Origin of the sequence: Nocardioides daedukensis (genome assembly GCF_013408415.1) — a bacterium.
In the GTDB taxonomy this organism is placed as follows: Bacteria; Actinomycetota; Actinomycetes; order Propionibacteriales; family Nocardioidaceae; genus Nocardioides; species Nocardioides daedukensis.
Map to the genome: position 1 here is coordinate 999,840 of NZ_JACCAA010000001.1, position 22,729 is coordinate 1,022,568.

At 68.0% G+C, this 22,729-nt stretch carries 27 protein-coding genes; 9 read left to right on the forward strand and 18 right to left on the reverse strand.

What is annotated here, in order from left to right; all coding sequences use genetic code 11:
- Positions 1-73: 73 nt before the first annotated feature.
- Genes BJ980_RS04880 through ctaC form a run of 3 tightly spaced genes read right to left on the reverse strand, consistent with a single transcriptional unit; the run spans position 74 to position 3,128 of the window.
- Positions 74-493: a cytochrome c oxidase subunit 4 gene (locus tag BJ980_RS04880; protein WP_179501254.1), complete on the reverse strand. Its 420-nt coding sequence runs from the start codon at positions 491-493 to the stop codon at positions 74-76.
- On the reverse strand, positions 493-2,247 hold the full coding sequence (ctaD, locus tag BJ980_RS04885) for an aa3-type cytochrome oxidase subunit I (RefSeq protein WP_425490285.1): 1,755 nt from the start codon (positions 2,245-2,247) through the stop codon (positions 493-495). The genes BJ980_RS04880 and ctaD overlap by 1 nt, the downstream gene beginning before the upstream one ends.
- The gene (ctaC, locus tag BJ980_RS04890; protein WP_179501255.1) at positions 2,244-3,128 is read right to left on the reverse strand and encodes an aa3-type cytochrome oxidase subunit II; all 885 of its coding nucleotides are present in this window, start codon (positions 3,126-3,128) and stop codon (positions 2,244-2,246) included. The genes ctaD and ctaC overlap by 4 nt, the downstream gene beginning before the upstream one ends.
- Before the next feature lie 133 nt (positions 3,129-3,261).
- On the opposite strand from ctaC, the gene BJ980_RS04895 reads away from it, so the two are divergent.
- Both BJ980_RS04895 and BJ980_RS04900 read left to right on the forward strand, forming a co-directional pair.
- Positions 3,262-4,374 (forward strand): cysteine desulfurase family protein, encoded by a 1,113-nt coding sequence (locus tag BJ980_RS04895; protein ID WP_343047695.1) that lies wholly within the window; start codon positions 3,262-3,264, stop codon positions 4,372-4,374.
- On the forward strand, positions 4,371-4,613 hold the full coding sequence (locus BJ980_RS04900; RefSeq protein ID WP_343047696.1) for a sulfurtransferase TusA family protein: 243 nt from the start codon (positions 4,371-4,373) through the stop codon (positions 4,611-4,613). The genes BJ980_RS04895 and BJ980_RS04900 overlap by 4 nt, the downstream gene beginning before the upstream one ends.
- 166 nt (positions 4,614-4,779) lie before the next feature.
- On the opposite strand, the gene BJ980_RS04905 is transcribed toward BJ980_RS04900, so the two are convergent.
- Positions 4,780-5,766 carry a carbohydrate kinase family protein gene (locus BJ980_RS04905; protein WP_179501257.1) on the reverse strand — a complete coding sequence of 329 codons (987 nt, stop codon included), beginning with the start codon at positions 5,764-5,766 and terminating at the stop codon, positions 4,780-4,782.
- Between the two features lie 64 nt (positions 5,767-5,830).
- On the opposite strand from BJ980_RS04905, the gene BJ980_RS04910 reads away from it, so the two are divergent.
- Positions 5,831-6,046, forward strand: a complete 216-nt coding sequence (locus BJ980_RS04910; protein WP_179501258.1) for a hypothetical protein — start codon at positions 5,831-5,833, stop codon at positions 6,044-6,046.
- Positions 6,047-6,236: 190 nt separating this feature from the next.
- On the opposite strand, the gene erpA is transcribed toward BJ980_RS04910, so the two are convergent.
- Positions 6,237-6,599 carry an iron-sulfur cluster insertion protein ErpA gene (erpA, locus tag BJ980_RS04915; RefSeq protein WP_179501259.1) on the reverse strand — a complete coding sequence of 121 codons (363 nt, stop codon included), beginning with the start codon at positions 6,597-6,599 and terminating at the stop codon, positions 6,237-6,239.
- Positions 6,600-6,710: 111 nt separating this feature from the next.
- Complete coding sequence (locus BJ980_RS04920) at positions 6,711-7,796, reverse strand: glycerate kinase family protein (RefSeq protein WP_179501260.1); 1,086 nt, start codon at positions 7,794-7,796, stop codon at positions 6,711-6,713.
- A gap of 53 nt (positions 7,797-7,849) precedes the next feature.
- Between BJ980_RS04920 and BJ980_RS04925 the strand changes: the two genes are divergently transcribed.
- The 3 genes from BJ980_RS04925 to BJ980_RS04935 are packed head-to-tail and all read left to right on the forward strand — an operon-like array spanning position 7,850 to position 10,306.
- Positions 7,850-8,737 carry a GNAT family N-acetyltransferase gene (locus tag BJ980_RS04925; RefSeq protein WP_179501261.1) on the forward strand — a complete coding sequence of 296 codons (888 nt, stop codon included), beginning with the start codon at positions 7,850-7,852 and terminating at the stop codon, positions 8,735-8,737.
- A 29-nt stretch (positions 8,738-8,766) separates the two neighbouring features.
- The gene (gene nadA / locus BJ980_RS04930; protein ID WP_179501262.1) at positions 8,767-9,951 is read left to right on the forward strand and encodes a quinolinate synthase NadA; all 1,185 of its coding nucleotides are present in this window, start codon (positions 8,767-8,769) and stop codon (positions 9,949-9,951) included.
- Positions 9,944-10,306, forward strand: coding sequence for a zinc ribbon domain-containing protein YjdM (locus BJ980_RS04935; protein ID WP_343047697.1), 363 nt, complete (start codon positions 9,944-9,946; stop codon positions 10,304-10,306). The genes nadA and BJ980_RS04935 overlap by 8 nt, the downstream gene beginning before the upstream one ends.
- Positions 10,307-10,391: 85 nt before the next feature.
- Here the strand turns inward: BJ980_RS04935 and BJ980_RS04940 are convergent, their stop codons facing one another.
- Genes BJ980_RS04940 through BJ980_RS04965 form a run of 6 tightly spaced genes read right to left on the reverse strand, consistent with a single transcriptional unit; the run spans position 10,392 to position 15,139 of the window.
- Positions 10,392-11,948, reverse strand: a complete 1,557-nt coding sequence (locus tag BJ980_RS04940; RefSeq protein ID WP_179501263.1) for a flotillin family protein — start codon at positions 11,946-11,948, stop codon at positions 10,392-10,394.
- Between the two features lie 37 nt (positions 11,949-11,985).
- Positions 11,986-12,474, reverse strand: a complete 489-nt coding sequence (locus BJ980_RS04945; protein ID WP_179501264.1) for a hypothetical protein — start codon at positions 12,472-12,474, stop codon at positions 11,986-11,988.
- A 52-nt stretch (positions 12,475-12,526) separates the two neighbouring features.
- A complete protein-coding gene (pspAB, locus tag BJ980_RS04950) occupies positions 12,527-13,111 on the reverse strand; it encodes a PspA-associated protein PspAB (protein ID WP_179501265.1) in 585 nt (194 codons plus the stop codon).
- Positions 13,108-14,049 carry a zinc metalloprotease HtpX gene (gene htpX, locus BJ980_RS04955; protein ID WP_179501266.1) on the reverse strand — a complete coding sequence of 314 codons (942 nt, stop codon included), beginning with the start codon at positions 14,047-14,049 and terminating at the stop codon, positions 13,108-13,110. The genes pspAB and htpX overlap by 4 nt, the downstream gene beginning before the upstream one ends.
- Positions 14,050-14,072: 23 nt before the next feature.
- The gene (gene pspAA, locus BJ980_RS04960) at positions 14,073-14,351 is read right to left on the reverse strand and encodes a PspA-associated protein PspAA (protein WP_179501267.1); all 279 of its coding nucleotides are present in this window, start codon (positions 14,349-14,351) and stop codon (positions 14,073-14,075) included.
- Complete coding sequence (locus BJ980_RS04965; protein WP_179501268.1) at positions 14,348-15,139, reverse strand: PspA/IM30 family protein; 792 nt, start codon at positions 15,137-15,139, stop codon at positions 14,348-14,350. The genes pspAA and BJ980_RS04965 overlap by 4 nt, the downstream gene beginning before the upstream one ends.
- 160 nt (positions 15,140-15,299) lie before the next feature.
- Here BJ980_RS04965 and BJ980_RS04970 point away from each other — a divergent pair, with 160 nt between their 5' ends.
- Both BJ980_RS04970 and BJ980_RS04975 read left to right on the forward strand, forming a co-directional pair.
- Entirely contained in the window at positions 15,300-15,893 is a 594-nt protein-coding gene (locus BJ980_RS04970; RefSeq protein WP_179501269.1) for a DUF3043 domain-containing protein, read from the forward strand.
- Position 15,894: 1 nt separating this feature from the next.
- Positions 15,895-16,728, forward strand: a complete 834-nt coding sequence (locus BJ980_RS04975; protein WP_179501270.1) for a hypothetical protein — start codon at positions 15,895-15,897, stop codon at positions 16,726-16,728.
- Here BJ980_RS04975 and paaE read toward each other — a convergent pair.
- Genes paaE through paaA form a run of 5 tightly spaced genes read right to left on the reverse strand, consistent with a single transcriptional unit; the run spans position 16,725 to position 20,358 of the window.
- Positions 16,725-17,783: a 1,2-phenylacetyl-CoA epoxidase subunit PaaE gene (gene paaE, locus BJ980_RS04980; protein WP_179501271.1), complete on the reverse strand. Its 1,059-nt coding sequence runs from the start codon at positions 17,781-17,783 to the stop codon at positions 16,725-16,727. The two genes, BJ980_RS04975 and paaE, sit on opposite strands and share 4 nt — an antisense overlap.
- Before the next feature lie 13 nt (positions 17,784-17,796).
- Positions 17,797-18,318 carry a 1,2-phenylacetyl-CoA epoxidase subunit PaaD gene (paaD, locus tag BJ980_RS04985; protein WP_343047698.1) on the reverse strand — a complete coding sequence of 174 codons (522 nt, stop codon included), beginning with the start codon at positions 18,316-18,318 and terminating at the stop codon, positions 17,797-17,799.
- A complete protein-coding gene (gene paaC / locus BJ980_RS04990; protein ID WP_179501272.1) occupies positions 18,315-19,073 on the reverse strand; it encodes a 1,2-phenylacetyl-CoA epoxidase subunit PaaC in 759 nt (252 codons plus the stop codon). Before paaC ends, paaD begins: the two co-directional genes overlap by 4 nt.
- Entirely contained in the window at positions 19,070-19,351 is a 282-nt protein-coding gene (paaB, locus tag BJ980_RS04995; protein WP_179501273.1) for a 1,2-phenylacetyl-CoA epoxidase subunit PaaB, read from the reverse strand. The genes paaC and paaB overlap by 4 nt, the downstream gene beginning before the upstream one ends.
- Entirely contained in the window at positions 19,348-20,358 is a 1,011-nt protein-coding gene (gene paaA / locus BJ980_RS05000) for a 1,2-phenylacetyl-CoA epoxidase subunit PaaA (RefSeq protein ID WP_179501274.1), read from the reverse strand. The genes paaB and paaA overlap by 4 nt, the downstream gene beginning before the upstream one ends.
- Positions 20,359-20,442: 84 nt before the next feature.
- Here paaA and BJ980_RS05005 point away from each other — a divergent pair, with 84 nt between their 5' ends.
- A complete protein-coding gene (locus BJ980_RS05005) occupies positions 20,443-20,988 on the forward strand; it encodes a GNAT family N-acetyltransferase (RefSeq protein WP_179501275.1) in 546 nt (181 codons plus the stop codon).
- 123 nt (positions 20,989-21,111) lie between these two features.
- Here the strand turns inward: BJ980_RS05005 and BJ980_RS05010 are convergent, their stop codons facing one another.
- The gene (locus tag BJ980_RS05010; RefSeq protein ID WP_179501276.1) at positions 21,112-22,701 is read right to left on the reverse strand and encodes a M4 family metallopeptidase; all 1,590 of its coding nucleotides are present in this window, start codon (positions 22,699-22,701) and stop codon (positions 21,112-21,114) included.
- Positions 22,702-22,729 lie beyond the last annotated feature (28 nt).

Here is a 22,729-nt window from a genome sequence, read left to right on the forward strand (position 1 = left end):
TACCTGCACGGGAAAGACAGATCCCCGCCTGCGTGGTGACGTGGTCACCTCGCGGGCGGGGATCATCATTCGATCAGTGCGCGAACTCTCCGCGGTAGTACTCGAAGATCCAGCCTGCGGTGGTCATCAGGCCGAGGGTTCCACCGATGATCAGCAGCCACCACGCGCCCAGGGCGATCGCGAAGGTGCACATCGCGAAGGTCAGGCTGCACCACAACGGCCACCAGGAGTACGGCGGGAAGAAGCCCAACTCGCCGGCACCCTCAGCGATCTCGCCGTCCTTGCGGTCCTCGGGACGGTCCTCCATCTGCGAGGCGTGGAAACCGAGGTAGAGCGAGATCATCAGGACCAGCAGCGCGGCCATGACCAGCGCGGTGGTGCCGGTCCAGTCCGGACCCTTGTCGTTGGTCGCATCGGTGATGAACCAGTAGGCCGGCGCCACCAGGACGAAAAAGATCGAACAGATGACGAAGATTCGAGTTTCAGCCTTCATCAGGCGTTCTCCTCCGGGTTCGAGTCGGTGCGCTCGTTGAGCATGGCCTGGCGCCCGTCCACATCAGGAGCGTCGGCGATCGTCTGCTGCTCCCCCTCGTTGTCCTCGAGCTCGAGGGCAGCGATCTCCGGGTGGTGCAGGTCGAAAGCCGGCGACTCCGAGCGGATCCGCGGGATCGACACGAAGTTGTGTCGCGGCGGCGGCGAGCTGGTGGCCCACTCGAGCGAGCGACCCCAGCCCCACGGGTCGTCAACGCCGACCATCGGCTTCTTGGACGTGATGTAGACGTTGTAGAGGAAGGGCAGCGTCGAGGCGCCGAGCAAGAAGGCGCCCACCGTCGAGACCTGGTTGAGGACGGTGAAGCCGTCGTCGGGCAGGTAGTCGACATAGCGTCGCGGCATGCCTTCGACACCCAGCCAGTGCTGCACCAGGAAGGTCAGGTGGAAGCCGACGAAGAGCAGCCAGAAGTGCAGCTTGCCCAGGCGCTCGTCGAGCATCTTGCCCGTCATCTTGGGCCACCAGAAGTAGAACCCGGCGAACATCGCGAACACGACGGTTCCGAAGACCACGTAGTGGAAGTGCGCCACCACGAAGTAGGAGTCGGAGACGTGGAAGTCCAGCGGGGGCGAGGCCAGGATGACACCGGTGAGGCCACCGAACAGGAAGGTGGTGAGGAAGCCGATCGTCCACAGCATCGGGGTGTCGAACGAGAGGGACCCGCCCCACATCGTCCCGATCCAGTTGAAGAACTTCACTCCTGTGGGCACCGCGATCAAGAACGTCATGCCGGAGAAGAAGGCCAGGTTGACCTCGCCGGTGACGAACATGTGGTGGGCCCACACCGCAACCGACAGGATCGCGATGCCGAGCGTCGCACCGACCAGGCCGACGTAACCGAAGATCGGCTTGCGGCTGAACACCGGAAGGATCTCGGTGACGATGCCGAAGAACGGCAGCGCGATGATGTAGACCTCAGGGTGTCCGAAGAACCAGAACAGGTGTTGCCACAGCACGGCGCCGCCGTGTTCGGCATCGAAGATGTGTGCCCCCACCAGCCGGTCGGCCTCGAGCGAGAGCAGCGCGCCACCGAGGATCGGGAAGGCCATCAGCACCAGCAGGCTGGTGATCAGCACGTTCCAGACGAAGATCGGCATCCGGAACATGGTCATGCCCGGTGCGCGCATGCAGATGATCGTGGTGATGAAGTTGACCGCACCCAGGATGGTGCCGATACCGGCCATCCACAGACCCATGATCCACAGGTCACCGCCGATCCCGGGCGAGCGCAGCGAGTTCGACAGTGGCGCATAGGCGAACCACCCGAAGGAGGCCGCACCCGAGGGGGTGAGGAAGCCGGCCGCAGCGATCAGTCCGCCCCACAGGAACAGCCAGTAGCTGAACATGTTGAGACGCGGGAACGCCACATCGGGCGAGCCGATCTGGATCGGCATGATCACGTTGGCGAAACCGAAGAACAGTGGCGTCGCGAAGAGCAGCAGCATGATCGTGCCGTGCATCGTGAAGAGCTGGTTGTAGGTCTCGTCCGAAACCACCTGGTTGCCCGGGAACGCGAGCTCCGAGCGGATCAGCATGGCCATCAGGCCGCCGATCATGAACCAGGCGAACGACGTCACGAGATACATCTTGCCGATCAGCTTGTGATCGGTTGTGGTGAGCATCCGGACGACCAGGGTGCCGAGCGGCTTGCGGTCCGTCGACTCGATGGTGGCCGGCTGTGCTGCCGTGGCGGTCACTCTTCGCCTCCGTGGGGTGCTGCGCCCGAACGGGCCTGGGTGTATGCGTGTGCGCCACCGAGGAGCGGCTCCTCCGAGGTGAAGCCGTCAGCCTCGAGTTGCTTGATGTAGGCGGCGAACTCGTCCGCGGTGACCACCTTGACGTCGAACAGCATGCGCGAGTGGTAGGTGCCGCAGAGCTCGGCGCACTTGCCCTTGAACGTGCCGGTCTTGGTGGGCGTCACCTGGAAGGAGTTGCGCTCGTCGCCGACCTGGCCGGGGATGACATCCATCTTCATCAGGAACGCGGGAATCCAGAAGGAGTGGATGACGTCGGGCGAGGTGAGCTTGAACTCGGTGGTCTTGTCGACCTCGAGGACCAGCGTCGGGATCTTGGACGCGGTGCCGCCGGTGAAGACGTTGCTGGCTGTCGCCGCGTCCTCGTCGGGGTAGTTGAACGTCCACGACCACTGCTGACCGACGACCTCGACGGTGTGGTCGGGGTTGGGGTCGTGCTCGAGGATCTTGTTCTGCGTTTCCACGGTGTGGAAGAAGAACACGAGCACCATCATGATCGGCGCGATCGTGTAGAAGACCTCGAGGGGCAGGTTGTAACGGGTCTGCACGGGGATCTCGTCCTCGTTGCGGCGGCGGTAGCGCCACGCGACGTAGAAGATCAGCCCCCACACGATGACCCCGGTGATCAGGAGCGCGACCCAGGACCACTTCCACAGGTCCGCGATGTAGACGGCCTGCTCAGTGGCGGGCGAGGTGGCTGGCATGGCCCAACGCTCGGCCTGGGCCTTGTCCTCGGCGGAACAGGAACCCAGCAGCAGAAGGCTGGCACCCAGCGTCGTGCCCAACGCGACCCGCTGGGCGCTCTTGGGGAGTTGCAGACCCACGAACGAGCCTCTCTCTAAGACTTAACGGATAGGTCGAACACTAGCGGACCCCGATCCGACTTTGTGCGCGAGGTCGGCAGGTAAGTTCCCGGTGTGACAAAAACCTCGGATCCGAGTCCCTGTGGGTGATTCGGTGAAACCTCGCTATTTCGATGCCGCCTCCTCGGAGCCGTTGCACCCCGCTGCCCGGGAGACGCTGTTGGCCGCGCTCGAGCACGGGTACGCCGACCCCCGCCGCCTCCACGACCCGGCCCGCAACGCGCGGCTGATGCTGGAGAACGCACGAGAGGTCTTCGCCTCCTGCCTGGGCGTCCGTGCCGACGAGGTGACCTTCACCCCCAGCGGGACCCACGCCGTGCACCTCGGCGTGCTCGGCCTCCTGGCGGGTCGTGCGCGCACGTCGAACGTCCTGGCCCGCTCGGCTGTCGAGCACTCCTCGGTCGTCCATGCCGGCAACTGGCACGCGGCACGCGGCGGCGAGGTGGTCGAGCTCCCCGTCGACATCACCGGACGGGTCACGGTCGACCTCCCGGACCGCGAGCTGGCCGCGATCGCACTCCAGGCCGCCAACCACGAGGTGGGCACGCTCCAGCCGGTCGCCGAGATGGCCGCACCGGGCGACGTACCGCTGTTCATGGATGCCTGTGCCGCGGCGGGCCGCATCGACCTTCCCCAGGGATGGTCCGCTGCCGCGGTCTCGGCACACAAGTGGGGCGGCCCGGCCGGGGTCGGGGCACTGCTGCTGCGCAAGGGCGCTCGCTGGCGCAACCCCTTCCCGGGCGATGACCGGGTGGACGAGCGCGGCACCGGCTTCGAGAACGTGCCGGCGGCGCTGGCCGCCGCAGCCGCCCTCCAGGCAGTGAGTGCCGAGCGCGACGAGCTGGCCGCGCGCCAGCATGGCCTGATCGAGGAGATCCGCAACGAGGTCGCCCGGACCGTGCCCGACGTCGAGGTGGTGGGCGACGCCGAGCGGCGACTCCCCCACCTGGTCACGTTCTCGTGCCTGTACGTCGACGGTGAGGCGCTGGTCTCGGAGCTCAACCGCCGGGGCTTCGCGATCGCCTCCGGCTCGGCGTGCACCGCCTCCACCCTGGAGCCCAGCCACGTCCTGGCTGCCATGGGCGTGCTCACGCACGGCAACGTGCGCCTCTCACTCACCCACGATGCGAGTGCCGAGGACGTGCGGGCGTTCCTGGCCGAGCTGCCCGACGTCGTACGTCGTCTGCGCGAGGAGGCCGGACTGTGAGCACCGAGGAGTCCTGGTTCGAGCTCGACTGCAGGGAGATGCGCTGCCCCGCGCCGATCATCGAGCTCGCCAGGCACCTGGGCGACGTCGGGGTCGGTGAGCTGATCGGCGTCGCCGCGACCGACGTCGCCGCGCGGGTCGACGTACCTGCCTGGTGCCGCATGCGCGAGCAGGAGTACGCCGGGGAGGCGAGTGCCCCGGACGGAGTTCCGGTCTTCCTGGTGCGTCGCCTCAGCTGAGCGCATCGGCGCCAAGGATCACACCGAGCTGGTCTGCACGCTCAACCACGCCTTCGTGCAGAGCGTCGCCGACGGGCTCGGATCGACGGCTGTTGCATGCCTCGAACCGAGCCCCGGCCAGTGTTGCGTGCTGCTCCGCACGTCCAGTTGAGCGCCGCCGGAGGCGTCAGGAGCGAATCGTCTTGAGGTTCGGCTCGATGTCCTTGACCGCCTGAGCGCCGTAGGTGTCCTCGAGTCGCTTGAGGAAGTCGGCCCGGGACAGCGTGTATTCCTGGGTGCCGACCTGCTCCACGACATGGACGGCGAGCAGGCACCCCAGCTGGGCGGCGCGCTCCATGTCCAGGTCCCAGGTGAGCGCCGCCAGGAAGCCTGCACGGAAGGCGTCACCGACTCCGGTGGGCTCGACCTTCTCGATCTCGGGAACCGCCTCGACCACGATGGACTCCTCGCCCTTGCGGTCGATGCGCACGCCATCTGCTCCGAGCGTGACGACCCAGGTGCCCACTCGGTCGAGCACGTCCTCACGCGTCCACCCGGTCTTCTGGGTGATCAGCGTGGCTTCGTACTCGTTGGAGAACAGGATGTGCGCGCCGTCGATGAGCTGACGGATCAGCGGTCCCTCACCGAAGGCGAGCTGCTGGGACGGGTCGGCGACGAAGCGGTAGCCACGCTTGCGGCACTCGTCGGTGTGGCGCAGCATGCCCTCCGGGTCGTCCGGGCCCACCAGCACGTAGTCGGGCTCGCCGACGCGGTCCACGATCGGCTTGAGCTCGATCTCGCGCGACTCGCTCATCGCGCCGGCATAGAACGACGCGATCTGGGCGTGCGCGGCGTCGTTGGTGCACACGAAGCGCGCCGTGTGCCTGGTCTCGGAGACGTGCACCGAGTCGCAGTCGACGTTGTGGCGCTCCAGCCAGGAGCGGTAGTCGGCGAAGTCCTCGCCCACTGCTCCGACGAGGACCGGGGAGAGCCCCAGGTTGCCGAGCCCGAAGCAGATGTTGGCGGCGCAACCTCCGCGGCGTACCTCGAGGTCTTCGACCAGGAACGAGACGCTCAACTTGTCCAGCTGGTCGACGACCAGGGAGTCGGAGAACTTGCCCGGGAAGGTCATCAGGTGGTCTGTGGCGATGGAGCCCGCAATCAGCAGTGACATGTTGCCGAACACTACCGGTCGGTACCCGTTGGTCTACCCCGAAGTAACGAATAGCGTCGATTTCATGAGCCAGATCGCGAGCGTCCGACTCCCCTACGACGACCCTGCAACGCCTCGGGAGATGGCGATCGACTGCCACGCCGTGGGCGAGCACCTGCACATCCCGCAGACTCGACGCCCCTCCCCCGTGACCCCGCGTGCCGAGCACCCGGCAACCCGATGGGACGTGCCCACCGCGACGGCGAGCTTCGCCGGCGCGCTGCACCTGCACCTCAACTGACTCCACGCCCGACTTCGCGTCGGGCGTGGCCCCAGCTTGCCGGCGTGGCCCGCTCTGCGGGCCTCATCCCTCCCCTCGAGCTCCTCTCCCTGAGCGCGCCGGCAGAGACGACGAAGCCCCCACCTTCTCGGTGGGGGCTTCGTCTGTGTGGCTGAAGATTCAGCGGCGCTGAAGGCTCAGCGGCGGGGACTCAGTGGAAGGAGTCGCCGCACGCGCACGAGCCGGTCGCGTTCGGGTTGTCGATCGTGAAGCCCTGCTTCTCGATGGTGTCCACGAAGTCGATCACGGCGCCGTTGAGGTAGGGGACGCTCATCCGGTCGACGACGACGCTGACGCCGTCAAAGTCCGTGACGACGTCGCCGTCCAGGGTGCGCTCGTCGAAGAAGAGCTGGTAGCGCAGACCGGAGCAGCCACCGGGCTGGACCGAGATCCGCAGGGCGAGGTCGCTGCGACCCTCCTGCTCGAGGAGGCTGTTGACCTTGGCCGCAGCCACCGAGCTCAGGTTGATCTGGTCGGTGCGGTTCTCTGTGGCCGTGTCGAGCTGCTCAGTCATCTCTGCTCCCAAAAAGTATTGGCGTGGTACTTCGATCAATGGTCGCACACCTACGGTTATTCCCGAACCCCCCAGTGCACTGATGAGAGCCAGGCAGCGCACTGAAGGACCTCACGTCGACCAGTTGCGCGCCACCCGCTCGGCCAGCTCGGCCAGTCCGGCCGCCGGCTCGGCGAATGCTCGCTCCCGACCGACCTGGTCGACGATGGAGTAGGCCGCCTCCACGCCCATCGTGCGCATCTCGCGCGAGCCGACCAGCACCTGGCCGGCCAGGGCCACGCAGGGCCGCAGCGACTCTGCTGCGACCGCAGCGACGCCATAGGGCACCTTGCCGGACCGGCTGGAGAAGTCGAACGCTCCTTCCCCGGTGACCACCAGGTCGGCTCGCTCGGCTCGATCGCGCAAATCCACCGCTGTGGCGACGACGTCGATGCCCGGCACCCGCGTCGCCCCGAGCAGCAGCAGCGCGAAGCCGAGGCCCCCGGCAGCCCCGGCGCCCTTGTCCAGGGCCGTACGCCGACCCGCCACCGCGGCGAACTCCTCCAGGAGACCGTCGACGGCCGGCAGCCGTTCCTCGGCGATGCCCTTCTGCGGACCGAAGGTCTTGGTGGCTCCGAAGAGCCCGGTCAACGGGTTGTCCACATCACTGGCCACCACCAGCTCGATCCCCTCCACCGTCCGACGAGCGGGTGCCAGGTCCAGATGGGTGATTCCGGCCAGGCCGGCGGCACCGCCGGTTAGCTCGACGTCGGACGTCGCGCCGAGGGCAGCGAGCAGCCCGGCGCCACCGTCGTTGGTGCCGCTTCCTCCCAGACCGACGACCACCCGGCGTGCCCCGGCCTTGATGGCCGCGCCGATCATCGCGCCGACGCCGTACGTCGTGGCCTGTTCGGGGTCGGTGTCCCCCAAGAGGTGCAGCCCGCACGCCTGGGCACTCTCGATGTAGGCGCTCTGTCCACTGCGCGCGATGGCGGCCGGGACGCTGGTGTGACCGGGCCCCGGGACGGTCAGTGCCTGGAGCTCCCCGCCGAGCGCGGAGTGGATCACGTCGACGAAACCGGGCCCGCCGTCGGCCATCGGGCAGAGGTCGAGCTCGTCGTCGGGAGCGCGCCGCCGCCATCCCTGGGCGATCGCCTCCGCCGCCTGGACCGCGGTGAGGGTGCCGGCGAACTTGTCGGGGGCGATGAGGACGCGCATGGCCCCATCATGCCGAGTCGGCCCCCGGGCCGTGGGTTGGCATGATGTCGGCCATGGGCGAGCTGATCATCCGGCAGGCACGCGACGGCGACGTGATGGCGATGGGCGCGCTCACCGCACAGAGCTATCTCGAGGTCGACCGCATCACCAGGCACAGCGACTGGCCCGAGCCCCAGCTCCGTCCGCCGGACCGGCAGAGCCACTGGATCGCGCGTGCCCGGCACACCATCGAGAGCGACCCCGCCGGCTGCTGGGTGGCCGAGCAGGACGGCGAGGTGGTCGGCTGCGCGATCTCACGGACCCGCGAGCTGATGTGGATCCTGGCCTCTTTCGCGGTCCGACCCGACCTCCAGGGCCAAGGCATCGGTGCACAGCTGCTGCAGGCCGCCATGCACCACGGGCGCGGATGCCTGCGTGGGATGTTCGCCGCGTCTGCCGACCCCGGAGCCGTACGCCGTTATCGTCTCGCCGGGTTCTCGCTGCACCCCCAGATGTTCCTGACCGGCACCGTCGACCGGTCACAGCTCCCCGTCGTCGAGCGGGTCCGCGAGGGCAGCCGTGGCGACATCGACCTGATGGACTCCATCGACCGGCAGACCCGTGGTGCCGCGCATCTATCGGACCATGACCTGCTCCTGGCCCAGTACCGCCTGATCGTGGTCGACCAGGCCTCCGGTTCCGGTTATGCCTACGTCGATGCCCACGGTGCGCCGGCCCTCCTGGCCGCAACCACCCGGCGTACCGCCTCGGACCTGATGTGGGAGGCGCTCGCCTCCTCGCCACCCGGCGCCCAGATCTCAGTCCGCCACATCACCGCAGCGAACGAGTGGGCGATCGACGTCGGGATGTCCGCGCACCTTGCGCTGCACCAGGACGGCTACTTGTGCCTGCGCGGGATGAAGCCACCGTCTCCCTACCTGCACCACGGCTCGCTGCTCTGATCCGGAGGGCCAGGCAATAGGATGAGGCCATGAGCACCGTCGAATTGCCACTCCTTCCGCTGGGCAAGGGCAAGGACCTCTCCGCCGAACGTGGCGTCGAGTGTCCCGGGGACCTGCCTGCGTCCTCGGACCCGGACCTGGTCGCCCGTGCCCGCGCGGCCAAGGAGGCCCTGGGTGAGCGGGTCTTCGTCCTGGGCCACCACTACCAGCGCGACGAGGTGATCCAGTTCGCCGACGTCACCGGCGACTCGTTCAAGCTCGCCCGCGACGCCGCGGCTCGTCCGGAGGCCGAGTACATCGTCTTCTGCGGTGTGCACTTCATGGCGGAGTCCGCCGACATCCTCACCTCCCCCTCGCAGAAGGTGATCCTCCCGGACCTCGCCGCCGGCTGCTCGATGGCCGACATGGCCCGTCTCGGTCAGGTCGAGGACGCGTGGGACGCACTGGCCGATGCCGGCGTGCAGGACCAGGTCGTGCCGATCACCTACATGAACTCCAGCGCTGACATCAAGGCATTCTGCGGCCGCAACGGTGGCGCCGTGTGCACCTCGTCGAACGCCGACGCCGCCTTGGAGTGGGCCTTCGAGCAGAAGCAGGACATCGACGGGGGCGCCAAGATCTTCTTCTTCCCCGACCAGCACCTGGGCCGCAACACCGCCGTGCTCAAGATGGGGCTGAGCCTCGAGGACTGCGTCGTGTGGAACCCGTTGAAGCTCAACGGTGGACTCACCGTCGATCAGCTGCGGGACGCGAAGATGATCCTGTGGAAGGGGCACTGCTCGGTGCACGGCCGCTTCACCCCCGAGGTGATCGACGAGCTGCGCGCCAAGGACCCCGAGATCAACATCCTGGTCCACCCCGAATGCACCTACGAGGTCGTCACGAAGGCCGACCTGGTCGGTTCCACCGAGTTCATCATCAAGACGATCGAGGCGGCTCCGTCCGGTTCCAGCTGGGCGATCGGCACCGAGCTGAACCTGGTGAAGCGGCTCGCCGACGCGCACCCCGACAAGAACATCGCGTTCCTGGAGAAGACGGTCTGCTTCTGCTCGACGATGAACCGGATCGACCTGCCGCACCTGGTCTGGGCGCTCGAGTCGCTGGTGGCCGGCACCGAGGTCAACGTGATCGAGGTCGACGCGGACACCAAGCGTGAGGCCGACGTCGCCCTGCAGCGGATGCTCGACCTGCCGGGCAAGTCCCACCGTGACTGACGATCGGCTCGGCGACGAGCTCCCGCCCTGCCCGAAGTGCGCCTCCGAGTTCACCTACGAGATGGGCACCTTGATGGTCTGCCCCGAGTGCGCCCACGAGTGGTCGCCGGCCGAGGCGGCAGAAGCCGACGAGGCCGCCGTCATCAAGGACGCCAACGGCACCCCGCTCGCGGACGGTGACACCGTCACCGTGATCAAGGACCTCAAGGTCAAGGGCTCCTCGACCGCGATCAAGGTCGGCACCAAGGTGAAGAACATCCGTCTGGTCTCCGGCGTGGGCGACCACGACATCGATTGCAAGGTCGACGGCTTCGGCCCGATGCAGCTCAAGTCGAGCGTTGTGAAGAAGGGCTGACCCCGGGTCGTTCTGACCCCCTCCACGCACGAGCGCCCCGGCCGAGATCCTCGGCCGGGGCGCTCTGCTTCGTACTGCTGTCAGGTCAGCGTGGCAGCGACGGGTCAGCGTTGTCGTCCCGGCCGCGCTCGACGGCTGCGGCCCCGGACGGCACGGAACCACTCGAGATCCCGGCACCGCGCTCGCCGAAGCCCTTGAGCAGGTTCTCCACATCGACACCGGTCATGTTCTTGAGCAGCTCCATGGTCTGGAACATGTTGTTCGTGACCTGCTTGGGCAGCTCCCCCGCGCCGTCGGTGGAGATGATCGTGAGCTTGTCGATGTTGGACATCGGGCCGGCGACCTCGGCGGCCACCTTGGGCATGATCTCGATCAGCATCTGCAGGACAGCGGCGTCGTTGTACTGCTCGAAGGCCGCGGCCTTCTTGTTCATCGCCTCGGCCTCGGCCTCACCGATGGCCAGCGTCGAGGCAGCCTGTGCCTCACCCTCTGCCCGGACGGCGTCGGCCTCGGCGACACGACGGGCCTTCTCGGCCTCGCCTCGCTTGGCACCCTCGATCGCCTCGGCCTCGGCGAGTGCTTCACGGCGGGACTTCTCACCGACACCGGTGAGGCGGTCACGCTCTGCCTCTGCCTCGGCCTTCGCGATGGCGGCCAGCTTTGCGGCGTCGGCGTCGAAGACCTGCGAGTTGCGGCGACCCTCGGCCTCGGTCTCCACCCGGTACCGCTCCGCGTCGGCGGGCTTGCGGACCTCGGTGTCGAGCTGGCGCTCCTTGAGGGCTGCCTGGCGGACGGCGACCTTCTCCTGCTCGGCGAGGATCGCCTGGTCGCGGTCGGCCTGGGCCAGCGGGCCGGCAGCGGCGGCCTGGGCCACGGCGGCATCGGTCTCGGCCTTGATCTCGGCCTCCTTCAGCGCGAGCTGGCGCTGGGCGATCGCGATCTCCTGCTCGGCGGCGAGCCGGGCCTGCTCGGCGGCCTGGCGGGCCTCGGCCTCGGCGATGGAGGCGATCTGGTTGAGTTTGGCGGCCTCGGGACGACCGAGGTCGGCGAGGTAGGAACCGTCGTCGGTGATGTCCTGGATCTGGAAGGTGTCCAGCACCAGGCCCTGGCCGGTGAGCGAGGTTTCCGACTCGTCGGCCACGCGCTGGGCGAAGGCCGCTCGGTCGCGGATGATCTGCTCGACGGACAGCGACCCGACGATCGAGCGCAACGAGCCCGCCAGGGTCTCCTGGGTGAAGGTCTCGACCTCCTGCTGCTGGGTCAGGAAGCGCTGCGCGGCAGCGCGGATGGAGTCCTCATTGCCACCGACCTTGACGATCGCCACACCCTCGAGGTTGAGCTTGACGCCTTGGCCCGAGATGGCGCCCTTGATCTGGACGAACAGGCGCCGCGAGGAGAGGTCCAGGGTGTGGGCCTTCTGGACGAACGGCAGCACGAAGACGCCGCCTCCCATGACGACCTTCTGGCCGGAGAGGTCGGTGGAGATCTGGCCGGTCTCGGGGTTCTTCACCGCCTTGCCCTTGCGGCCGGTGACGATGAACGCCTCGTTGGGGCCTGCCACCTTGTAGCGCGTGGTGATCAACGCACCCAAGAGGACGACGAGGACGATGATGCCGACTACGGCAATCAGGGTCGGGGACATGATGCTGCTCCTGGTGGATGAAGGGTGGAGATCGAGGTCAGACCCGGCGCTCGACGAGCACCGATGTGGCGGAGAGGATCGCGGTGATGGTGATCGGAGTGCCTGCGGCGAGGGCACCTGCGGACCGCGCGTTCAGCTTGGTGATGTGACCCGAGGCAACGATGCTGACCTCGCCGAGGCCACCCTCGGGGATGGCGCTGATGACGGTCCCGGTGGCTCCGGTCAGGTCACCGGTGCGGACGTTGGACTCGTCCCCACCCTCCTTGAGCTTCCAGGAGATCCAGCCGGCCCCTGCTCCCACGACCAGGCCCGCGACGAGACCGATGCCGATCGAGAGCACCATGTTGTCGCTGGAGTCGTAGGCCAGGGCTCCGCCGAAGCCGAAGGCGCCCAAGAAGCCGGCCAGAGCCGCGCCCGAGAACAGGTCGCCGCCGAACTCCAGCAGTCCGTCGAGCAGGTCCCCGACGATGAGGGAGAACAGGAGCAGTGCAATGCCGACGGCACCGATGACGAGGAACGTGATCACGCGGACACCCTTCCCAGGTGGACAGTCCGCTAACCCTAGTGGGCCGTGGGGCTCAGAGGCCGGGTGCTCCCCAGACCGCCAGCCACCGGTAGAGCTCCTTCTCCATCGGCAGCTCGGCAGCCAGCTGGTCGCGGATCTGGATCTCGAGAAGGTTGTCGCGCCGCTGTTGTCCCGGTGCCGAGGCATCCGGGGCGAAGGGATAGAACGTGCCCTGCTTGTAGAGGTAGACCAGTCCGGCCCTGCGGCCGGCGTCGTCGGCGAAGGCGACCAGGGAGCAGAGCAGGCCGGTGCCGAAGCCCTGTGCCTCGAGGGTCGAGTTGACCGCGTGCAGGTCGGTGCAGAGACCGGCAACGTCCTGGGGGTCGCGCTGCACGATCAGCCAGGTGAAGCCGAAGCTGTCGGTCGAGACCTCGACGTGCGGAGTTTCGGGATTGTCATTGAGGAGCGAGACGATCTCGGACTGGGTCTGCGCGAAGGCAGGCCCCGCGGCCGAGCGGTAGCAGACCGAGCCGCTGCCCGTGGGGGTCAGACCGGCCGCCGTCTGCAGGGTGATCGCGGCGCTGGGCACCATGAACAGCGAGTCGAGCTGGGCAGTGGCGGCTTCGGTCCGGCCCAGGATGGACTTCCAGAAGCTCATCCCATCTGCCTTCCGAGCTCGCCCTGGATGCGGGCGAGCTGCTCGAGCCGCTTCTCCAGCGGCGGGTGGGTCGAGCTCAGGGTCTTCAGGGTCGCGCCGCTGATCGCGGGAGCGATGAAGAAGGCGTTCTGTGCGGCCGAGGCACGCAGGTCCTTCTGCGGGATCATCGACATCTCACCGGTGATCTTCTGCAGCGCCGAGGCCAGGGCGGCGGGCTTCATCGTCAGGTAGGCACCCGCACGGTCCGCGCAGAGCTCGCGATAGCGCGACAGCATCCGGGTCAGCACGAAGCTGACCGCATAGACGACCAGGCTCACCACGATCGCCACGAGATAGAGCGGCAGCGCTCCGCCGTTGTTGTTGTTCCGGCCTCGTCCACCCGAGAGCAGCGAGAGGCCGCCGTACTGGACGGACTGGGTGATCATGCCGGCCACGATTCCCGCCGACGAGGCCACCGTCATCACCAGTACGTCGCGGTGGGCGACGTGGGACAGCTCGTGGGCGAGCACGCCCTCGAGCTCCTCGGCGTTGAGCGTCCGCAGGATCCCGGTGGTCACGCACACCACGGCCCGGTCCGGGGACCGGCCCGTGGCGAACGCGTTGGGGAGGTCCATGTCGGCAATGCCCACGCGAGGCTTCGGCATGTCGGCCATCGCACAGAGCCGGTCGATCATCCCGTGCAGCTCTGGCGCCTCCTGGGGGCTGACCTCGCGTGCTCGCATCGCCCGCATGGCGACCTTGTCCGAGCTCCACCACTGCCAGAAGGCCATCGCGATGCCTGCGATGCCGACGATGATCACGAGCCCCGAGCCGCCATACGATCCAGCGACGGCCATCAGGGTAACCATGAAGACCACGAAGAGAGCCCCGAGCAGGAACATGGTCAGGGTCATCCGCGCCGTGAGACCACGGTCCTTGATGAAGCGGGAGTGCGCCACGGGAGTTCGTTCAGCCTGTCTTCTCAGCCGGGGATGAGACCGTCGTCGCTGAGGAGCTCGCGCACCTCGGCGATGGTGGCGTCCGCGGGCGGGAGCACCACGTCAGAGATCTCGAGTCCCTCGAGGTCGTGCGGAGCACCGATGGTGCGCACGACCTTGAGGAGCTCTTCGAGAGCTGCCGTGAATGCCGCTTCGTCACCGCTCTCGACCGCCTTCTCGACCTCGTCGTCGAGACGGTTGAGACGGTCCACTGCGCTGTCGGCCACGTCGAACTGGCCCTCACCGAGGATGCGGACGATCATGCCTGGCCTCCGTTGTTGGTGCCCTCGGCCTTCTGTGCCTCGGGCTCGAGGATCGCGCCCTGCTCGGCAGGGGCGTCGATCGCCTGCGGGGCCCTGCCGCCACGAAGCGCTGCGAGCTCGGCCTCGACGTCGGACTGCGAGCTCATCGCCTCGAGCTCGCGGGCGATGTCGTCCTGACCTCCGGGGTTCGAGACGTCGTCGAGTGCGCCGCTCGCAATGAGCTCGTCGATCGCACCGGCGCGGGCCTGCATGTTGGCGGTCTTGTCCTCGGCACGCTGGATCGCCATGCCGACGTCGCCCATCTCCTCGCCGACACCGGAGAGCGCCTCGTTGATCTTGGTCTGCGCCTCGGCCGCGGTGTAGTTGGCCTTGATCGTCTCCTTGCGGGTCCGGAAGGACTCGATCTTGGCGCTCAACCGCTGCTGCGCGAGGGTGAGCTTCTCCTCCTCGCCCTGCAGGTTGGCGTGCTGGGCCTTGAGGTCGGTGATCTGACCGTTCAACGCGGACTTGCGGGTCAACGCCTCACGGGCCAGGTCCTCGCGACCCATGTCGAGCGCCTTCTGCGCCTGGGTCTGGAGCTTGGCCTGCTGCTGCTCGAGCTGGTTGACCTGGAGCTCGACCCGCTTGCGGCTGGTGGCAACGTCCGCCACGCCACGGCGTACCTTCGAGAGGAGCTCGAGCTGACGCTGATAGCTGTAGTCCAGGGTCTGGCGCGGGTCCTCGGCCTTGTCGAGCGCGCTGTTCGCCTTGGACCGGAAGATCAACGTGAATCGCTTCCACATGCTCATCGGATGCGGGTCCCCTCTGGGTCGGCCAGCCGGGTCGCTCCCGGCGGCGTGAGATGGATCGTGCTGTGCGTCAACACTAGGCGCAAGCGCAAGCGCGAGCGAGGGGCGGGTTGCCGCTAGGCTGGGCGCTCCCGCTACATCGAACATGTGAAGGCCTACGTTGTTCCGTCGCAAGCCCACCGAATCCGACCCCTTCGACTCCGAGCCCCGCCCGGAGCGACCGGGCAGCAAGGGTCGTCCCACACCCAGCCGCAAGGAGTCCGAGGCCGCCGCCCGCGAGCGGGCCAAGCTGGGCAAGGACCCCAAGGCCCTCTCCCGCAAGCAGCGTGAGCTGCGCGTCGAGTCGAGCCGCAAGGTGCGCAGCGCGATGAAGACCGGGGACGAGCGCTACCTCCCCGCCCGTGACCAGGGGCCTGTGCGCCGCTTCGTGCGTGACTTCGTCGACACCCGCCTCGGGTTCACCGAGCTGCTCGCCCCGATGCTGCTGCTGATCATCATCATGGGCACCGGCGTCTTCGGCGAGGCCATTCGGGTCTTCTCCGGCACGCTGTGGATCGTCACCCTGCTCCTGGTCGTGATCGACATCGTCTGGCTCCGGTTCCGCGTCCGCCAGGCCGTCCGTAGCCGTTTCCCGGACGAGACGCTCAAGGGAATCACCTGGTATGCGATCTCCCGAGCGGTGAACATGCGCTTCCTGCGCCTGCCCAAGCCGCAGCGCAAGATCGGTGAGGCACTACCCCAGAACTACCGATGAAGTGCTGACCGGACTCGTCGCCGCGCTCGCCTCTGCCGCGCTGTTCGGCATCGCCGCGGTCTGGCAGGCCGAGGCCGTGCGTGCGCTCCCGCACCACGGCGCTGAGGGTCCGGTCGCCTTCCTGAGGGCCGGGGCGCGCAGCCGGCTGATGTGGTTGGTCGTGGCGGCCTACCTGGTCGGGTTCGTCCTGCACGCCGTCGCGATCTGGCTGCTCCCCCTCTATCTCGCCCAGGCCACCGTGGCGCTCTCCATGCCGGTGACGGCCGCATGCTCGGCATACCTGCTGGCGGAGCCGCTGCACCTGCGCGGGTGGACCGGCGTGGTCGCAGTGACCCTGGGCATCGTCATGCTGGCGATCGCCGCCGGACCGGCCGGTGCGGTGGTGACCACCTCGCGCTACGCCCTCCTCCTCTGGGCCCTCACCGCGGTCACCGTGGTGCTCGGGCTGGTCTCGCGTCGGCTCGGTCCTGCCGTGCTCATCGGCGCCGTGGCGGGACTGGGGTATGCCGTCTCAGCGCTCGCCGTGCGTGGGGTCAGCTCCGACGTCGGGCTCTCGGTGCTCGCCTCGGCCCTGGTGGTGCCCACGGTCAGCCTGTTCGCGTTCTGGCTCTATTCACTCTCCATGGCACGTACCGGTGTCGCCCCCGCGACGGGTGGACTGCTCGGGGTCCAGACGTTCGCGCCGGCACTGTTCGGGATCCTCGTCCTGGGCGACGAGGTGCGCGACGGCTTCGGGTGGCTGGTCGTCGTCGGTCTGGGCGTCACGTTGCTGGGCGCCGTCTCCCTATCCAGCAGGGCCACCCCGGTCGCGGATGCCCGCATGGGCACCGCCTAGCCGTCGTAGTCGAGCACGACCCGTTTCGAGGTCGGATGGCTCTGGCAGGTGAGCACATAGCCCGCCTCGACCTCATCGGCCTCCAGCGCCCAGTTGGTGTCCATCGCGACGCTGCCCTCGACCACGCGCGCCCTGCAGGTGCCGCAGACGCCGCCGCGACAGGCGAACGGCAGTTCGGGGCGCAGCTGCAGCGCCGCTTCGAGGACCGGGACCTCACCGGTGCCCAAGCGAAGGTCGGTGCTCCGCCCGTCGAGCAGGACAGTGACCTCACAGCGTTCCGAGTCGTCCTGGGTCACCGCCGGGACGGAACGGACCACCGGATCGGCGTGGAACAGCTCGCTGTGCACCTGGCGCGCTCCACGCTCGGCAAGCACCTGGCTCAGGTCGGCCACCATCTCCTGCGGCCCGCACAGGAACCAGTCATCGACCGTCCTGACGTCGATCAGTGAGTCGAGGATGGCGCCGAAGCGATCCGCGTCGAGGCGTCCGCTGAGCAGCTCCGACTCCTGCTGCTCACGCGAGAGCACGTGAAGGATGCGGAACCGCTCGAGATGACGGTCCTTGAGGTCGTGCAGCTCGTCGAGGAACATCACCGAGCGCTGTGTCCGGTTGGCGTAGACCAGGGTGAATCGCGACCTCGGCTCCCGGTCCAGGACGGAGCCGATGATCGAGAGCAGCGGGGTGATGCCCGAGCCGGCCGCGACCGCGACGTACTGCTTGGCCCTCTCGGGCGAGGGGTCGACGGTGAACCGCCCCTCCGGGGTCATCACGTCGAGGGTGTCGCCCGGCTCGAGGGTGGGCAGGACGCCCCGGGAGAACCAGCCGTCGGGCAGCTGACGGATGCCGATCCGCAGCTCACCCGACCCCGGGGTGCTGCAGATCGAATAGCTGCGCCGTACGCCGTCCGCGCAGCGCAGGGTCAGGTGCTGGCCCGGGGTGAACCGATAGGCGTCGCGCAGGTCGTCGGGGACCTCGAAGGACAACGCGAGCGAGTCGTCGGTCAATCGATCGACCCGGCCCACCCGCAGCGGGTGGAAGGTCGCGCGTCGAGCCATCAACTGGGCGCCATCAGATGGCCTTGAACTGCTCGAACGGCTCCAGGCAGTCGTTGCACACCCACAACGACTTGCACGAGGTGGATCCGAACCTGCTGCTCTCCCGGGTGCGCAGGCTGCTGCAGCGGGGGCAGCGGGTGGCCAACGGGACAACCACCGGTGCGTCGTGGGCGCGGCGCGGACCCGGCGGGGCGACGCCGTACGCCGTCAGCTTGGCGTGTCCCTCGGGGGTCACCCAGTCGCTGGTCCAGGCGGGCGCGAGCACGAACTCGACCGCGACGTGCAGGAAGCCGGCCTCGGTGAGCACCCGCTCGATGTCCTCGCGGATCGTCTCCATGGCCGGGCACCCGGAGTAGGTCGGGGTGATGGTCACGTGGACGGAGCCCTGGTCATATTCGACGACGTCGCGCAGGATGCCCAGGTCCTGGATGGTCAGCGCGGGGAGCTCCGGGTCGGGGACATCGCGAACCACCCGCCACGCCCGGCTCGGGGCCGTCGTGGGGTGCAGGGTCGGCGCCATGCTGGGGGCGCTCACCAGGCGGCTCCCTGGTGCGAGCGGGTCAGGTGCTGCATCTCGGCGAGCAGGTAGCCCATTGCCTCGGTGTGCAGTCCTTGTCGGCCCCGAGATGTTGCTGGCGGTGTGTCGGGGGTCTCGAGCGTTGCTTGGTTCACGACCTGGTTCACGCATTCCTCCACGGACGTCCGCAGGGTGGCCGGGTCAACGGCCACGCCTGACTCGATCAGGGCCGGGGCGATCGATGAGCTGTCGTAGAGCTCTTCGCGCCACGGCCATTCCTGGTTGAGCGCGAGCTGCATGCGCTCGTGGGACTCGGGGGTCCCGTCCCCCAGACGCAGCACCCAGGTGCGGGCGTGGTCCAGGTGGTAGGTGGTTTCCTTGACCGCCTTTGCGGCGACGGCGGCCAGGGTCGGGTCGGTGCTGTTCGTCAGGGCTGCATAGAGGTGGTTCTGCCAGGCGGCGAAGACCAGCAGGCGGGCCATCGTCACACCGAAGTCGTGCTGCTCGCGCTCGACGAGGCACACGTTGCGGAAGTCGCGCTCATCGCGGAAGTAGGCCAGGTCGTCCTCGGTGCGCCCGGTCAGCTCGCCCACGTGGCTGAGCAGTGCGCGGGCCTGGCCCAGCTGGTCGAGGCCGATGTTGGCCAGGGCCACGTCCTCCTCGAGCTGGGGTGCCCTGCTGATCCACCAGCCCATCCGCTGGGCGGAGATGAGGGCGTCGTCGGCGAGGCCGAGGAGGTAGTCGACGTGGGCGTCGTCGGCGTGCGCGGTCACAGGTGCTCGACCCCCTCAGGGACGTCATAGAACGTCGGGTGGCGATAGACCTTGTCCGCGGCGGGTTCGAAGAAGGAGCCCTTCTCGTCGGGACTGCTCGCGGTGATCCGGTTCGCCGGGACCACCCAGATCGAGACGCCTTCCTGGCGCCGGGTGTAGACGTCGCGGGCGTTGCGCAGGGCCAGCTCCGCGTCGGCGGCGTGCAGCGAACCCGCGTGCACATGGGCCATTCCCCGGCGGGAACGGATGAAGACCTCCCACAGCGGTTCGCTGCTCACGCGGCGCCCTCCCCTGCGGTTGCCCGGGGTGCGTGCTTGGCGGCGTACGCCTCAGCGGCATCGCGGACCCAGGCACCGTCACGGTGTGCGCCGACCCGGTGTGCCATCCGCTGCTCGTTGCAAGGGCCGCGGCCGGCGATCACCTCGAAGAGCTCGGTGAAGTCGACCGGGGTGTGGTCGAAGTGTCCGCGTTCCTCGTTCCAGGTGAGAGCGGGATCGGGGAGGGTGAGTCCGAGCGCGTCGGCCTGCGGGACGGTCATGTCGATGAACTTCTGTCGCAGCTCGTCGTTGGAGAACCGCTTGATCCCCCATGCCATCGACTGCGCGGTGTGCCCGCCCGAGTCTGCTCCGCTGTCGGCGGGCCCGAACATCATCAGGCTCGGCCACCAGTAACGGTCCACCGCATCCTGTGCCATCGCCTTCTGCGCGGGAGTGCCTTGGGCCAGTGTGTGCAGGATGTCGAAGCCCTGGCGCTGGTGGAACGACTCCTCCTTGCAGACCCGGACCATGGCGCGCGCATAGGGACCGTAGGAGCAGCGGCACAACGGGACCTGGTTGACGATCGCGGCACCGTCGACCAGCCAGCCGATCGCGCCGACGTCGGCCCAGGTGAGCGTCGGGTAGTTGAAGATGGACGAGTACTTCTGACGGCCGTCATGGAGCTGGTCGAGCAGGTCGGCCCGGTCGACACCCAAGGTCTCGGCCGCGGCATAGAGGTAGAGCCCGTGTCCTGCCTCGTCCTGCACCTTGGCCATCAGGATGGCCTTGCGGCGCAGGCTCGGCGCCCGGCTGATCCAGTTGCCCTCCGGCTGCATGCCGATGATCTCGGAGTGCGCGTGCTGGGCCATCTGGCGGATGAGAGTACGGCGGTAGCCTTCGGGCATCTCGTCGCGTGGCTCGATCCGACCGCCACTGTCGAGCACGTCTCGGAACGAGGCCGACTCCTCGGCCACGACTGCCGCGGTCCGCTCGCCCGCGGCGGGGGGCGCGAAGTCATTGCCGTACATGTGACGAGGGTAACAGCGAGTGTTACGCAAATGTCCAGTCGACGCGTTGAGGTGTAACAGACGGCTCACTGGCAGGATGCGCACATGAGCCGTCCCACAGCAGATGTGTCCGTTCGAGTCGCATGGGCAGACGACGCCCGAGGGATCGCCGAGGTCCAGGTCCGCGCCTGGCGCACCACCCACGCGGGCCTCCTCCCCGACGATGTCCTCGCCGAGCTGGACGCCGATGCACTTGCCGCCTCGTGGGCTCAGGCTCTGACCAAGCCCAAGGACGCCCGCAACCGGGTGCTGGTGGCCCTGGAACGGAACCGGATCGTCGGCTTCGCGGTCACCTCCCCCGCCGGCGACCCCGATGCCGATCCGGTCGCCGACGGCGAGGTCGGTGAGTTCTGCGTCGACCCCGGCGAGCACCGGCTCGGCCACGGATCGCGGCTGGTGCAGGCCTGCGCGGACACCCTGTCGGCCGACAGGTTCACCCGCGCCGTGACCTGGGTGAACAGCACCGATGACGTGCTGCGTGGATTCTTCGAGAGCTCCGGCTGGGCCCCCGACACCGCCCACCGCGAGCTCGACCTGCGCGGGGACGGCGCGGTAAGGGTCAAGCAGGTGCGGTTGCACACCGCGCTCTGAGCGCTTGGCACTTCGGTGGCGAAGTCACCGGGTACCGGGTGACTCCGATGCTTCCCGGGCAAGATCTTGCCCGGGAAGCACCAGACTTGCCCGGGAAGTAAGCCCTACCCGGGCGATGTCGGATCAGTTGACGCTGACCGCACTCCAGGCTGCGGCGACGGCGGCGTACTCGGTGCTGCCGGTGCCGTAGAGGTCCTTTGCGGCGCTGAGCGTGCCGACTCGGGCCTGGGCATAGGTGGTGCCCGAGGTGAAGTAGGTCGTCAGTGCCCGGAACCAGATCTTGGCGGCCTTGTCCCGGCCGATGCCGGCGATCGTGGAGTTGTTGCAGGTCGGCGAACTGTGCGACTTGCCGCCGATCGTCTTCGCGCCCGAGCCCTCGGCGAGCAGGTAGAAGAAGTGGTTGCCCACACCCGAGGAGTAGTGCACGTCGAGGTTCTTGGTGCCGCTCGTCCAGCAGTCCTGCGAGGCACCGTCTGCGCTGGGCTTGTCCATCCGCCGGAAGCCCTCGTGGTTCTTGAGGTCGAACTGCTCTCCGATGTAGTAGTCGCCCTGGTCCACGGAGTTGCCCGCGTGGAACTCGACCATGGTGCCGAAGATGTCCGAGGTCGCCTCGTTGAGGCCGCCCGACTCCCCGGAGTAGGTGAGTCCGGCGGTGTTCTCGGTGACACCGTGCGACATCTCGTGGCCCGAAACGTCGAGCGAGACCAGCGGCCCGAAATCGACACCGTCGCCGTCGCCGTAGGTCATCTTCTCGCCGTCCCAGAAGGCGTTGACGTACTTGTTGCCGTAGTGCACCCGACTCGGAGCAGCGGTGCCGTTGCCGAAGATGCCGTTGCGGCCGTGGACGTTCTTGAAGTAGTCGAAGGTCTCGGCGTGGCCGTAGAGCGCGTCAGCAGCAGCGGTCTGGCGGTCCGAGTTCGAACCGTTGCCGAAGACGGTGTCCGCGCTGGTGATCGTGGATCCGTTGGAGCAGCCGATGCTGAGCAGCGTGCAGAGGAACGAGTCCTCCTTGTTGCCCATGTCGGTCACCTTGGCATTGCCGTGGACCGGGTCGGTCAGCGTGTAGGAACCGTTGGAGCCACTCACGTTGATCGGGACCGAACCGCTGTAGAGCGTCTTCCCGGTGCCCTCGACGTTGACGATCTGCTGCTCCTGGCGGATCACCGAGCCGGTCTTCGCATCGACGTACGTCGCCAGGCGACTCGGGGTGCCGTTGGCCTGGAGACCGCCGGCCAAGGTGCGCCACGCGAGCCTGGGGGTGGCCCCGGCGGCGTCGATCACCAGTTCGGCGGCATCGAGGAGCTTGAGGTCGGTGATCGCCTTGCTGGCCTGGGCACTCAGCGACTTGCGCTCGGCCGAGCTGCTGCTGACCCCCGGCTTCACGCCGAGGTTGAGCTTGGTGAGCAGCGACTGGCTCACGCCCTCGAGGGTTCCCGAGGCGTCCTGGTGGACCACGAGGTCACCACCGACGACCTCGAGGCCGCGGTAGGTCCGGTCGATGCGGGCGTGCGTGGTGCCGTCGGCGTCCTTGGTGGTCGAACGGACCGTGAAGGCCTGTCCGTCGCTCGCGCGTGCTGCCGAGGGGTTGTCGGCCAGCGCTTCGAGGGCATCGGCGCGATCGGCGCCGGGGTCAGCCGTGGCAGGTGAGCCGACCATCAGGCCGGTCGCCAGCGTCGCCAGGCCGAGAGCCGCCCAAGTGGGGGTGATTCGCATTGGTGTGAGCCTCCGTTGACTGCTGCAG

Bases quoted from the DNA above. Each gene is read 5' to 3' on its own strand.
- BJ980_RS04925 (WP_179501261.1), top strand. From the start codon at position 7,850: ATGGGCGAGCTGATCATCCGGCAGGCACGCGACGGCGACGTGATGGCG.
- nadA (WP_179501262.1), top strand. From the start codon at position 8,767: ATGAGCACCGTCGAATTGCCACTCCTTCCGCTGGGCAAGGGCAAGGAC.
- erpA (WP_179501259.1), bottom strand. From the start codon at position 6,599: ATGACTGAGCAGCTCGACACGGCCACAGAGAACCGCACCGACCAGATC.
- paaA (WP_179501274.1), bottom strand. From the start codon at position 20,358: ATGTACGGCAATGACTTCGCGCCCCCCGCCGCGGGCGAGCGGACCGCG.
- BJ980_RS05010 (WP_179501276.1), bottom strand. From the start codon at position 22,701: ATGCGAATCACCCCCACTTGGGCGGCTCTCGGCCTGGCGACGCTGGCG.
- BJ980_RS04905 (WP_179501257.1), bottom strand. From the start codon at position 5,766: ATGTCACTGCTGATTGCGGGCTCCATCGCCACAGACCACCTGATGACC.
- BJ980_RS04940 (WP_179501263.1), bottom strand. From the start codon at position 11,948: ATGTCCCCGACCCTGATTGCCGTAGTCGGCATCATCGTCCTCGTCGTC.
- BJ980_RS04910 (WP_179501258.1), top strand. From the start codon at position 5,831: ATGAGCCAGATCGCGAGCGTCCGACTCCCCTACGACGACCCTGCAACG.
- pspAB (WP_179501265.1), bottom strand. From the start codon at position 13,111: ATGAGCTTCTGGAAGTCCATCCTGGGCCGGACCGAAGCCGCCACTGCC.
- BJ980_RS05005 (WP_179501275.1), top strand. From the start codon at position 20,443: ATGAGCCGTCCCACAGCAGATGTGTCCGTTCGAGTCGCATGGGCAGAC.
- paaE (WP_179501271.1), bottom strand. From the start codon at position 17,783: ATGGCTCGACGCGCGACCTTCCACCCGCTGCGGGTGGGCCGGGTCGAT.
- pspAA (WP_179501267.1), bottom strand. From the start codon at position 14,351: ATGATCGTCCGCATCCTCGGTGAGGGCCAGTTCGACGTGGCCGACAGC.
- BJ980_RS04920 (WP_179501260.1), bottom strand. From the start codon at position 7,796: ATGCGCGTCCTCATCGCCCCCGACAAGTTCGCCGGCACCCTCACCGCG.
- BJ980_RS04880 (WP_179501254.1), bottom strand. From the start codon at position 493: ATGAAGGCTGAAACTCGAATCTTCGTCATCTGTTCGATCTTTTTCGTC.
- BJ980_RS04965 (WP_179501268.1), bottom strand. From the start codon at position 15,139: ATGAGCATGTGGAAGCGATTCACGTTGATCTTCCGGTCCAAGGCGAAC.